This is a genomic window from Ruegeria sp. YTSA135 (genome assembly GCF_059610165.1).
The window spans coordinates 35,239-47,240 of the sequence record NZ_JBXWNC010000021.1 but is presented as its reverse complement, the minus strand read 5'-3'; the positions used below and the strand labels follow the sequence as shown (position 1 = coordinate 47,240).

Below are 12,002 nucleotides of genomic sequence, written 5' to 3'. Positions count from 1 at the left end.
CCATTGCGATCGAAAAAGATAACCCGCTCAACACACGCCTGTCGTCAACCCTCGGCGTGCCATGACTATTCAGGAAGTTCGTTCCAAACCGAGCCATCCGCTCGTCGGCCAACCAAAACAAATTGCTCATCACGCCTCCATAAGTTCAGAAGCTTAAAACAGCCCGGCGCGTCAAATAAAACCAAATCAACGGGTCCAGAGCTTAATGCCGACGGTAGCCAGATCAGCGATTTCTGGACTTTTGCCGAAGGTGTTTGCAACGAATATTTTTCGATGGAACACTTGCGCCCACCTTGAAGCACATATCACCGCGCCCTGACGATGCGCTGGTGACCAACCGGCGCCGCCCGATCCTGACTTTGGTCGAGGACACCTCACCCGGTGTTCACGACACGCTTGTCGCGTCTTGCGATATTCACCGGTATACCCAACTTGGGCATCAGGGATATCACGACAATTGCACCGACAATCTGCGCATGGCGCTGGCGGCAATCGGTTTGCGCCCTTCACCGGTGAAGTGCCCGCTGAACCTCTGGATAAACTCGCCGGTTATCGAAGGAGGAGCGATGGAGTGACGGGCCCCAGTCTCGACCATGGGGGCGCGGATTTCGATCCGCGCCCCCAGGTTTTACCGTTTCAAACGTTTGTTTCAGGCTGCCTGCGCCGCCGCACCGGCCAGTTTCGCGGCCAGTTCGCGGGTGCGAGTCTCTGCCGATTCAACCGACGCTTCGTGACGCGCGTCCTTGAACTCCTGATATTCGATAGCGATCGTATCGATATCCGCCTGCGCTACACCGAAGTAATGCGCACAGGCCGCCAGCGCCGGATCAAGCGCGTTGAGGTGAGCCCGCACACCACCCGGCTCAAATCCGAATTCACCGCGCGACGACAGCACCACCAGCTGTTTTCCCGACAGGATCGGCTCGATCGGCGTATCGCCGCGCGCCAGATCAAAGGAAAAGGTCCGACCGATCCGCGCGATGTGGTCGATCCAGCCTTTCAAAGCGGTCGGCATACCGTAGTTGTACATCGGCGCCCCCAGAACGACGATATCCGCCGCGATCACTTCGTCGACCAGCTCGTCCGACAGGGCCAGACGCTCGTCCATCCACGGCTCACGCTCTTCGGGCGGGGTAAAGGCGGCATGGATGAATTTATGGTCAATTGCAGGAATAGGGTTCAACCCTACATCGCGGGTAATCACTTTTGTTTCCGGAGCTTCAGCCAGAAAGCTTTGGGTGAACAGCCCGGTCAAATGGCGGGTCAGGGAACGGTCTTCAAGCTGGGCGCTTGCATCAATTCGCAACAGAGTGGGCATGGGAAATCTCCTGAGTTTCTGCACTGCAGGACTTGCCTATCAAGCGGCCAATCCCATGGCGAAGGCGAATTTTTCACGGCATGGATGAATGAGATTCATCTGGGTTCCTGACCGATCGGAAAGGCTGGAACCGATGCGACGCCATGCGCTTCGTGCTTTTGACGCAGCCGCCGGGCATCTGCGTTTTTCCCTTGCAGCGCGAAAGTTTTGACCGCATGGCCGGTGCCATCGCAGGGATTTCGCAGCCCAATGCGGACCGCCCGTTGACCGTTTCGGTCAAAGTGGCTTTCACCAGTCTCTGGCTTATGGGTTGACTGCCCGCCCCGCGCAGTCAGACCGGACTCAATCTGAAGGTCGAGGTCGACAACCACCCGGTCGACCTGTCCAGTGGCGATGTCGATTTTGCGGTTCGCTACGCGGGTCAGGCAAAGCCGGAAGATCAATGGTCGCCGCTTTTGAAGACAGTCCGATCATGCTCTGCGCACCGGAGCTGCTGAGCCAGCCTCTGGTCGATGACGACGCCGCCATTCTGCACCTGCCGTTGTGATCCAGTGCCGCTGGAGTTGCGGCGCGGAAGCGTCGCCCAGCTGGCAGCGCTGGTCTCACGCAGCCGGGCTTGGGGGTGCGGTGCCAGAAATCACACAGCACTATTCCGAGGAAATCAATACCGTTGACGCGGCGCTGGCAGGTCAACGCGTGGTATTGGCCTAAAGTGTCTTGGTGGCCTAAGCAGTTGCAGCCAGACACCTGGTGCGCCTGTTTGAAGCGGAATTGTCCGGCACAACCTTTTGGGCGCTAAGCCGTGGGGGTCATCCGCGTTTTGCCGAAGTTCAGCGCTTTGCTTCATGGGCGCGTTCTTTCGATTAGTCCTGCGTACTACGTGAAGTCGTGTCTTTTTGCTGCGTGCTGCTAGAACGGCTGCATTTCCTTGTGCGAGGCAGCGAGTGAAGTTCGACAGAACCGCAGATTGGTGCGCTGCGTACGCGCGCAGTTGGTTTCAGCACTTCTGCAATGGCTTTAAGGCGGTCATTCAGCTAGTCGAAACGAAAGACGATTTTCGAACTGAACGGACTTTAGTTTTCACTTATCTTCTAAAGATGCATGAGCGGATCGCTTGCTGGAGAACAGCGCGCTCAATGTCAGCAACAAGCCGGGGCTGCCTGTGGTTGAATACCGGATTGAGGTACCCGTCGACGTACCTGTAGGCGGGATGTGGTCGATCAGCCTCTATCAGCAGCGCGCGAAAACGTGGACGGCAGTTGGGCTTTCCCGGAACTTGAGCCCTCTATTTGATAGCGTGCCGGTCGGGGCTAGGGGGGTCAAGCTGACCCTTGCACCAAACGGAGTTCAGGTTGCGTGCTTCTGTGTTGTTTTCCAAACGTCATGGCGAAGCCTGAGGCTACTTGCTCTGCCAGTTCGCCAAAAGTTCGCCCATACGTTCCAACCCGAGATCCAAGTTGGCTGCGGCGCCTCCTCCGACGCCCAGTCGGATGTGGTTGAGCATGCCGTAAGATGAGCCCGGTAAAAGGAACGTGCGGTAGGGATCGGCCAGCAAGCGTTTGGCAAACGCGTTTCCATCAATCCCGTCGAGCCGTGCCAGGCCAATCAATCCGGCCTGCGGTTTAACCCACTCCAGGCGCGGTTGACTCAAGACAAATTCATCAAGTCGCTTTAGCGTTCTCAATCCTGCTGCCCGCGCCGTCTGTATGGCCTGATCATACCTGTCAGGCCTCAACGCGATTTCAGCAATGACTTCGCCAAGTATGTTCATAATCTCGCTGGAGTTTTCCCGCAGAATGATTGCATCCCAGATCAAATCCGGGTCACGGCAAATCATCCAACCGGTGCGCAACCCTTGCAGACCAAGCGCTTTGGATACGCTTCCTGTTGTGATGCCGCGCGGATACATCCCGGCAATTGAAGGCGCACGCGCACCTTCCCATTCCAAACCTGCGTAAACCTCGTCCACAACCAGCCACGCGCCAACGCGATCCGCGATTTGGACCAGTCTTTCAAGTTCGCCGCGGGTCATCAGGCGTCCGGTCGGATTGTTTGGGTTGGTGAGAAAGATAAGACGCGTTCGTTGGGTCACTGCGGCCTCAACAGCATCTAGCGGCAAGGACCAGCCCGAGGCCTCATCCCGATCCACCACTTTTAGGGTTGCGCCGACTGCTTCAGCCAGCACACCCGCTTGTGGCCAGCCCGGACGTTCAGTCACCACTTCGTCACCTGGCTGGACCAATTGCATGAATGCAAGGTAATAGGCCTCAGCCGCGCCTGCTGTGATAAGAACATCGTCTGGTTGACATATCCCGGAAAGACCAGCCCTATCCAATACGTGGTTCCTAAGGGCGGGTAAGCCGCGAAAGCTCTTCTGGTTCCAATCCAGCGGCAGCTCTGGGTCCAGCGCATCCAAAAACTCACCCAGACGCGGAGACTCGGACAAAGAAAACCCGACGAAGGCTTCGGGGTCTGCTTCTGTTGTATCCAGCAGGTACTGAAAAAGCGTGTGCATCTTGACTTTCATGCCGAGCTCGAAATCCTTGTGACAAAACAAGGAGAGAGTGTGTGAAAGCAAAGGGGTTTGTCAAAGGGCGTCCACGCGATCTGGCCGTGCTGGACTATGGGCTTTTCAAGGTCAATTCCAATGGCCGCATCATAGGAATTTGCGGGTTTTTGATCCGCACCGATGCCGGAGAGGCGATTCTTATCGACACGGGTTTCCCCGAAAAATACGCAACCGACACCGAAGCTGCGGTTCAAGAAGATCGTCTGTTTGAGTTTGGCGAGGTCTTGCACTGCGGTCCCGAAAATCTGCCGCGGTCACAGCTGGCAAAGCTGGGGGTGGATCCGTCGGACATCACACTGCAGATTTGTACGCACACCCATATCGACCATGTCGGAGCCTTGGGCGCTTTTCCTGCCTCACCCATATTGATCGCGGCCACGGAACGCGCTTTGCCGCGCCCGTTATACTGGGGTGATGTGCAACCGCTGGAATGGCCAGATCAGGACTACCTGGAAGTTGAAGGCGATGTAGAGATCGGACCGGGCCTTACAGTCCTGGCGGCACCCGGCCACGCGCCAGGCCAGATCGCGGTGATGGTCGATCTTCCTTCTGGCACCTTTTTGCTAACCAGTGATGCGATCTCACGACCGGAAGAAATCGACGAGAAATTTGCCGGATCCTGTGACGAAGACGCAGCAATTGCCAGCGCGGACCGGCTCATGCGTCTGGCATCCAGGCGAAATGCCTTTGTGATCTATGGGCATTGCCCAAAACAGTGGCCCGATTTGAAAAAAGCACCAGAAGTCTATAGCTGAACCCATAGAATTAGGCGCGGCTGTCTCAGTAAGCGTGCCGTGCGAAAACGGCTTATCTTACGTCGCGCCCCTGATTCAGGATAATAACGTTGCCGCTGGAAACATCGCCCGCTGGCGAGATAAGAAAGCTGACCCAAGATGCGATTTGTTCAGGCCGCATCGCTTTGCCATGCGGCATGGCATCGATGGCTGACTGCAAAACATCTTCGGTAAGTACACCAAAAAGCGGTGTCTCGGTCATGGCCGGAGCCAGAGAATTCACGCAGATTTTGTCTCGTGCATAGCGCCGGGCAAGGTCTTTGGTCAGCGTGTCCAACGCCGCTTTGGACGCGCGGTAGTGTGGCGGGTCAAAAACATCAAAGTTGTAGGCTCCGTTTGACGAAATATTGACGATTTTCTTGATACCGTCTCGTTCCACCATCAATTGAACCGCCTGCTGGCAGCAATGGAACGCAGAGGAAAAGTTGATCGCCATCTGTTTGTCTAATTCCTCGGCCGGAATGTGCGGGAAATCTGACATGAGGCAGGTTCCCGCGTTGTTTACCAAAGCATCCAAACCGCCATGCTCTGTCCTGATGTCAGCAAACGTGCGGGAAATGGCCTCAGGATCAGTCAGGTCAACAGAGATAGGCGTGAAATTTCCACCCAGTTCAGCTGCCAGTTCTCCCAACCCGTCTGGGTCAAGGTCCAGTCCGATCACGTGCATTCCATCTGCATGTAGATGGCGGCTAATAGCCTGCCCCATCCCTCCTGCAGCCCCGGTCACAACGACTGTTTTCATGGTAATGCCTCCAACCTTGGCGTCGAAAAAATGTGCTATGCCACATGGTGTAAACCTAGCTAACCGCTTTTGGCGGAGAGGCCAAAACTAATCTCGCATGAAAAAGCGGGCTGGCCGGCGCTTGAGCGAAATCAAGGTACTATGCCGTTTTGATGGTTAGTGTTCACGGGTGAGGAGGCTGAGAACCATGATTTCGGTAGAAGATATCGAAGACATGTCCGCGCTCACGCGGGCAGAGATTGATGCGCTCGCTGAACACGAGCATTTAACCACATATGACGCTGCGCTGATGGGGAACTACCTGATGCAGGTTCACCACGGGCCACAAAAAGTACACGAAATGATCTGCGACGATATTCGCGCCGCTTTGCATGCTGACGATGCGCAACATGCGCAGGCTTTGTTTGCTGTTTTGCGGGGGTTCCTGGCTGAGCACCCTCAGGCTGCGCGTGGCGTGAGTGAATAGAGAACCCTGTTGGGGTCGGGTAAGCCCGCCGTGAAAACCGGGTTGGCGGACTGTGTCGCGGTTTCGCTAAGCCGGTTTCGTGTGCGGGGGCTTAGGGTATTCGGTCGGTGAGGCCCGGAGCGGCAGATACTGCACCGCATCCAAAGCAGGCGCGGGAAAAACATTTATCGCGTAAATTAAACTTGGCGGCTAGTTGCAGTGCCGACACTGGCGGTCAACATCCTGACAATACACTGGTTGCCAAGGGCTGTATCCACGCACTTGATATTCAGCACCCTTGGAATTTTACCTTGTTAGCTGGCCGCGTCATGGAACATAGGACGTTGGCTCGGGATTCTGTATTTCTTCAAGATATTTGACGATTTCAATGAGCTTGGTGGGCACCAATACCATTTGACCATTTCCGGTATCGAATTCGCTCATCTCATTATCCAAAAAGTTTTCGAACACCGGCATATCCTCGCGAGGAAGGGTATTCCGAGAGTACCCATCCAGTATCGCCATGACCTCAAGCATAGGCCATACGCCGTCGCGACGCTCTGCAATCTTCGTCAGGTCTGCTGGCGGTGTCCCCAGCTGCGCTGCAAGGGGACCGTCACCTTTTCCGTCTATGCCGTGGCACGGGACGCAGTTTGACGAATACAGCGATTGTCCAACGCTCTGTGCTGCAAGGGAAGAACCAAGAAAAATAAGTGGGAGCAAGGCCAGATAAAGCTTCATTTGCGACAATGTTCCTATGATTCATGCTTCAAAGTAATCGCTCAGACCGGGTTGATGCTTTGATCCCGGTCAAATTGAACGCCTGCGCAAAAGCTCGGCAAGAAATGGTCGAACGGACAAGCAAACGAGGGTACCGTGACCGCCACAAAGTTCGAACCTACGCAGCCAAAGCAGGCTCTGTCCACAGGGCAGGCTGATGTTTTTCACTGTAAGCAGCGCCAATCGAACACCACGAAGATCGGCTCTCAATGCAAATGACCTTGTCGTAGATGAACGTTTTACCTATTCGGGCAAGCCAGCCAAACGTAATGATGCGCAGTCTTTCTCCAATTGTTCGTTGTTAGAGAAAAGTTGGGTTTTGGCCCACTCTGAGATGGAAAACTTAGGACGGTATTTCATCACGTAGCGTGCTTCGTCGCGCGCGGCCTCAACGTTGTCCATTTCTACGTGGACGATCACGAGGTCGAGGTGCCCGAAGCCTTCTACCCTTTGGCCATATTCGGTGAATGCGGCTTTGGCTTCCTCGTAACGGCCATCAAGCCGAAGGGCCAATCCCAAAACACCAGCATACCAACCCGGATAGTGAGGGTTCAGCGTGATAGCTTGCTGTGCAACTTTTATGGCTTTGTCCGCTTGACCGTTAAAAGCCAGTGTAAGGGACAGCCGTGCAGCTACATCTGCATGGTTTGGGTTTAACGCCAATGCTTCATTGAACTTCTCAATCGCCGGTATCAGCCTGCCGTCGATTGCATCCGCAAAACCCGCAATTGCGTGAGCCTCGGGGTTGTAGCTGTCTATTTCCAAAGCCCGCCGCGCGCAGTCACGTGCCTCGGCCAACGCGGTACTTCGGTCCGCGGCAAAGCAATGCCGGGCTTCGACGGTACATATAAACCCCAAAGTGCAATAAGGGGCGGAGTACCCCGGATCGAGCGCAATGGCCCGTTGTGCAAACCGGCGCGCATCAGCCTGTGCTTCCTTTGTTATCCTGCGCGAAGCCTCTACGGCTTGAAGTTGAGCAGCCCATGCATTCAGGTTTTTGGTCCCCGAACCCCGGAACCGGGCCATCTCGCCTGCCATTAGCTCAACTTGGAGCTCGGTTGCTATTCTGAGGGCAATTTCATCCTGCACCTCAAAGACATCTTCCATGAGGCGATCATAGCGGTCCGCCCAAATGTGCATTCCGGATTTTGCATCGATTAGCTGTGCGGTGATGCGAACGCGGCTGCCGCTTTGTCGGACACTTCCCTCAAGAACAAGATCAACACCCTGTTCCAGACCGACCTGTTTCACGTCAACGGAGCGACCCTTGTAAACGAAAGTAGAGTTGCGCGCGACGACCAGTAGGTTTGGTAGTTTTGACAGGGTGGTAATGATTTCTTCGGTAATACCATCCGCAAAGAATTCCTGATCGGGGTCAGAGGAAAGATTGTCGAAGGGCAGGACGCCGATTAGCAGAGACTTTGCATGGCCAGCCGGTGTCACGCGTGGCGGGGCGGAGCCAGGGGGCGACCATTGAAATACTTCGACCGGCGACGGGGCGTTCTTGAACTGCCGTTCCCCAGCGCGATGGAATTGCTCGGCGAGGCGTTCGTCAAGACTTCGATGGACGACATCGGAAATTAACACGGCCTCTTCGTTGGAGGCCTCTTGCAGCCGAGCAGCGATGTTGATGCCATCGCCAAAAATGTCATCTTCGTCGAACACGATATCTCCAAGATGCACGCCAACTCGCAGTTTAAGCGAGGATTGAGTTGACACTTGGCTTTGAAGATCCAGTGCGCATCTAACTGCGTCAGAGACCGAGTTGAACTCGACTATCCATCCATCACCCATTTTCTTTACGATATTGCCGCGATGATCACTGACCAGTGGATCAAATATCTCGCGGCGCAGGACACGGAGTTCGCTGAGAGTCCTGTTCTCATCTGCCTTTATCTGGCCCGAGTAGTTTACTACATCGGCCGAGAGTACTGCGGAAAGTCTGCGGTTTCCGTTCATGTCCCTTCGTAGCGCAAAATGCGTTACGTGGAAAAGACATCTTGTGTTTGGGGGCCTCGCGCATATCCAGGTCAGCTGCTTTGTTCGGGTGGCATAGGTTCAAACACGCCGATTAAGGAGTGAGCCCGACCGGAAACATCAGGCGCAGCGTCGGTCTGCCATCATGATCCTGATCAAAGTCTTAGCACGCACGGCATGGTGAAGTGTCGAATATGGAATTTGCTGGTTTTCTCGTAACCTTGGGGGTGCTTTTCCTGGCCGGACTTGCAGCCGACCAGTTGGGGCGTGCTACGCGGCTGCCTCGGGTGACTTTGCTCTTGTTGCTTGGGGTTTCGATTGGGGACGCGGGCCTAAATGTCATTCCAGACGACGTTGCGCAGTGGTTCGATGAGGTTTCGATCGTTGCCCTCACCATGGTAGCGTTTCTTTTAGGGGGGTCGTTGACCCGCAAGAACCTCACTCGTCATGGGCTTGCCATTTTCACGATCTCCCTCGCGATTGTGTTTGCCACCCTTATCATTGTGACAACCGGATTGTCGCTTCTCGGATTGGCTTCAGGCCTTGCATTGCTGCTCGCCTCTATCGCAACGGCGACGGCTCCTGCTGCAATGGCGGATGTCATCCATCAAGCCGGCGTCAAGAATGACTTTACGGACACACTCAAGGGGATCGTCGCCATTGATGATGCGTGGGGTTTGATAGTGTTCAGTGTGGCACTTGTCCTGATTGATCAAGCGAACGGTTGGAGTAGCGTTCTGTCAGGCGCAGCATGGGATCTGGGTGGCGCAATTGTGTTGGGTTGCGTGTTGGGTGCTCCTTCCGCTTACTTGACTGGTCGGCTTAAACCAGGTGAGCCGCTACAGGCAGAGGCAATCGGGATCGTGTTTCTTGCGGCAGGTTTTGCATTGTGGCTGGAAGTGTCTCTTCTGGTTACGGCAATGACCACGGGCGCTGTTATTGGCAATTTCGCGCGGCATCACGACCGGGCTTTCCACGAGATAGAACACATACAGTGGCCATTTATGATCATTTTCTTCCTTTTGGCTGGTGCTTTGTTGGAGGTAGACGCGCTGAAACTATTGGGATGGACAGGCGTTGCATTTATCCTGCTTAGAATCTTTTCCAGGCTTATCGGAGGGGTCATTGGCGCTCGATTAGGTGGTGTGCCTCATCAGGAAGTGCCGTGGTATGGTCCCGCGCTACTGCCGCAGGCAGGCGTTGCCATAGGTATGGCACTTGTTGCTGGTGAGCGTTTTCCGGAATGGGCCTCTACCATTATGGCGTTTACAATAGCCAGCACTGTCGTATTCGAGATCATCGGACCACCGGTAACCTTGGCGGCCATTCTAAAAATTTCAAAACAATCGCCAAAACAATGAGGCCCCAACAATCATGATCGGCGCGATAGAGTGACGTATCCGGACCGGCTAACGACCATGGACTTAGTGCTGTCAGCGGATCACAAGCAGTTGCCATTCGGGTCGCGATAAATCTTTGCATCCACCAAAATTGGACCCGAGCGATTTTTTAGAATGCGAATTAGCGGTAGGTTTGCGTTATGTTGTGGAGTTTTCTTTCTGCGCTCGGTGGCGTCGGCATTTTTTTGTTCGGGATGTTTCTCCTCACTGAGGGACTGAAGGGACTTGCCGGCAAATCAATGCGCTCCTTCCTGGCAAGGTTTACGCGAACGCCTTTGAGTGGAGCAGCAACGGGCGCCCTGACAACCGCGGTCATTCAATCCTCTAGCGCGACAACGGTTACCGCGGTCGGCTTTGTCGCATCTGGCCTTCTTACCTTTCCTCAAGCATTGGGAATCATTTTCGGCGCAAATATCGGAACAACAATCACGGGTTGGATGGTTGCGCTGCTTGGGTTCAAACTGGATTTAGGTGAAGTCGTGCTGCCGTTTATTTTCTTTGGCGCGCTGCTGCGCCTGTCCCGGCGACAGAACGTGGCGCTCACCGGCCAGGCGCTGGCAGGGTTCAGCCTGATTTTTGTCGGTATTGATCTGATGAAAGATGGGATGGCCGCATTTGAAGGCGTTGTGACCCCCTCAGTCTTTCCACCAGATACGATGCTGGGGCGACTGCAACTGGTCGCAATTGGGTTTGCAATCACCGTTGTCACCCAATCCTCAAGTGCCGGGGTGGCTGCCGCGCTTGCGGCGTTGGGTGCCGGAGCCATCAGTTTTCCCCAAGCGGCAGCACTCGTCATTGGAATGGATGTCGGCACGACGTTGACTGCCTTGCTAGCCTCGGTCGGTGGTGGCACGATGGCACGCCGAACAGGTCTTGCTCATGTGATCTACAACTTCATGACAGGCGTTCTGGCATTTTTTATACTTGGCCCATTTGCGACCTGGGTCACAGCGTGGACCGTCGAGGGCAATGGTCAGATCGCACTTGTCGCGTTTCACACATTTTTTAACGCGCTCGGAGTTCTGCTTGTACTCCCCGTGGCGCGGCCGTTTGCCCGACTCATCGAGTGGTTGGTTCCCGAGCGTGGCACGACTTTGTCCAACGAACTTGATCCGTCCTTGTTTGCCGAACCCACTCTTGCAGTTGAGGCGGCCACGCACACGCTTTTCAAGCTCAACACAGCAGTCTGTGATCACTTGAACCAGTCAATGGGAATGTTGACTCACTGGTCTTCACGACCACCGGATCACGAAGAATTAGAAGAGGCGCTTGTGGATCTTCAATCCTACCTGGACAAAATGCCACCGTTGGCAGGAAACCAAGAGCTCGGCCCCATCGTCGCGTCGGTACTTCACGCATTGGACCACCTCTTTCGCCTTTTGTACCGATGTGGGCAATTTGATCGCACGTCCGGTCTTGGTGCTTCACACAGATTGCGTCGGTGCCGCAGCATCCTGGCAGGCGCCACCTCCAAGCAAGCGCGCCCAAACAGCCCAGATGATTTTCCCGGCTTGCAGGACCTTTTCAATCGGCTCAGAACCCTGTTTCGTGAGCAGCGTAAAATATTGAGAGGCCACCTGTTCGAAGCTGCCATTAACGGCAAGATTTCAGATGAAGATGCGATCACACAAGTGGATGCCATGCGATGGTTGCATCGCGTTGCTTATCACCTCTGGCGCATACGGGTTCATTTGAATGCGATCGAGGCTGGTACAACTTCGTTGTCGATGCACAAAGAAGCCCGGATTGAAATTGAAGACGATTAGCTGAAGTCAATCTGCCTGCTGGGTTGCGGGATAGTTTTTTGATGCGACTACACACGTTGGTCGCGAATTCTAGTAGGTGCTGAGCTCATGGTAGTCGCTTGCCGTATCTAGAAGCCACTCACTCCGGAACCTAACAATACCTTGGTGAGGATTAAGTGTTGGCCACCACAAAGAGTTTATGTTGGCTATCTGCCAAAACTTGCGTGCAAGA

12 protein-coding genes and 1 pseudogene are annotated in these 12,002 nt (G+C 54.8%); 6 read left to right on the top strand and 7 right to left on the bottom strand.

What is annotated here, in order from left to right:
- Positions 1–130: pseudogene (locus AC2FIT_RS20310) on the bottom strand (IS5/IS1182 family transposase); the annotation flags it as partial.
- Positions 131–254: 124 nt separating this feature from the next.
- On the opposite strand from AC2FIT_RS20310, the gene AC2FIT_RS20305 reads away from it, so the two are divergent.
- A complete protein-coding gene (locus AC2FIT_RS20305) occupies positions 255–575 on the top strand; it encodes a DUF1989 domain-containing protein (protein WP_496831947.1) in 321 nt (106 codons plus the stop codon).
- Positions 576–649: 74 nt separating this feature from the next.
- Here the strand turns inward: AC2FIT_RS20305 and AC2FIT_RS20300 are convergent, their stop codons facing one another.
- Positions 650–1,318: an FMN-dependent NADH-azoreductase gene (locus AC2FIT_RS20300; protein WP_496831945.1), complete on the bottom strand. Its 669-nt coding sequence runs from the start codon at positions 1,316–1,318 to the stop codon at positions 650–652.
- 95 nt (positions 1,319–1,413) lie between these two features.
- On the bottom strand, positions 1,414–1,761 hold the full coding sequence (locus AC2FIT_RS20295; protein ID WP_496831943.1) for a hypothetical protein: 348 nt from the start codon (positions 1,759–1,761) through the stop codon (positions 1,414–1,416).
- 100 nt (positions 1,762–1,861) lie between these two features.
- On the opposite strand from AC2FIT_RS20295, the gene AC2FIT_RS20290 reads away from it, so the two are divergent.
- Complete coding sequence (locus AC2FIT_RS20290; protein WP_496831941.1) at positions 1,862–2,029, top strand: hypothetical protein; 168 nt, start codon at positions 1,862–1,864, stop codon at positions 2,027–2,029.
- A gap of 688 nt (positions 2,030–2,717) precedes the next feature.
- Here AC2FIT_RS20290 and AC2FIT_RS20285 read toward each other — a convergent pair.
- Positions 2,718–3,845, bottom strand: coding sequence for a pyridoxal phosphate-dependent aminotransferase (locus AC2FIT_RS20285; protein ID WP_496831939.1), 1,128 nt, complete (start codon positions 3,843–3,845; stop codon positions 2,718–2,720).
- A 41-nt stretch (positions 3,846–3,886) separates the two neighbouring features.
- On the opposite strand from AC2FIT_RS20285, the gene AC2FIT_RS20280 reads away from it, so the two are divergent.
- On the top strand, positions 3,887–4,642 hold the full coding sequence (locus AC2FIT_RS20280) for an N-acyl homoserine lactonase family protein (RefSeq protein WP_496831937.1): 756 nt from the start codon (positions 3,887–3,889) through the stop codon (positions 4,640–4,642).
- A gap of 52 nt (positions 4,643–4,694) precedes the next feature.
- Here AC2FIT_RS20280 and AC2FIT_RS20275 read toward each other — a convergent pair whose 3' ends face one another.
- Positions 4,695–5,423 (bottom strand): SDR family NAD(P)-dependent oxidoreductase, encoded by a 729-nt coding sequence (locus tag AC2FIT_RS20275; protein WP_496831936.1) that lies wholly within the window; start codon positions 5,421–5,423, stop codon positions 4,695–4,697.
- A gap of 187 nt (positions 5,424–5,610) precedes the next feature.
- Between AC2FIT_RS20275 and AC2FIT_RS20270 the strand changes: the two genes are divergently transcribed.
- Complete coding sequence (locus AC2FIT_RS20270; protein WP_068339431.1) at positions 5,611–5,889, top strand: hypothetical protein; 279 nt, start codon at positions 5,611–5,613, stop codon at positions 5,887–5,889.
- Between the two features lie 306 nt (positions 5,890–6,195).
- Here AC2FIT_RS20270 and AC2FIT_RS20265 read toward each other — a convergent pair whose 3' ends face one another.
- The gene (locus AC2FIT_RS20265) at positions 6,196–6,609 is read right to left on the bottom strand and encodes a c-type cytochrome (protein ID WP_496831935.1); all 414 of its coding nucleotides are present in this window, start codon (positions 6,607–6,609) and stop codon (positions 6,196–6,198) included.
- A gap of 282 nt (positions 6,610–6,891) precedes the next feature.
- Positions 6,892–8,607 carry an adenylate/guanylate cyclase domain-containing protein gene (locus AC2FIT_RS20260; protein ID WP_496831933.1) on the bottom strand — a complete coding sequence of 572 codons (1,716 nt, stop codon included), beginning with the start codon at positions 8,605–8,607 and terminating at the stop codon, positions 6,892–6,894.
- Between the two features lie 212 nt (positions 8,608–8,819).
- Here AC2FIT_RS20260 and AC2FIT_RS20255 point away from each other — a divergent pair, with 212 nt between their 5' ends.
- Both AC2FIT_RS20255 and AC2FIT_RS20250 read left to right on the top strand, forming a co-directional pair.
- Positions 8,820–9,986 carry a cation:proton antiporter gene (locus tag AC2FIT_RS20255; protein ID WP_496831931.1) on the top strand — a complete coding sequence of 389 codons (1,167 nt, stop codon included), beginning with the start codon at positions 8,820–8,822 and terminating at the stop codon, positions 9,984–9,986.
- Between the two features lie 179 nt (positions 9,987–10,165).
- Positions 10,166–11,791, top strand: a complete 1,626-nt coding sequence (locus tag AC2FIT_RS20250) for a Na/Pi cotransporter family protein (protein ID WP_496831930.1) — start codon at positions 10,166–10,168, stop codon at positions 11,789–11,791.
- Positions 11,792–12,002 lie beyond the last annotated feature (211 nt).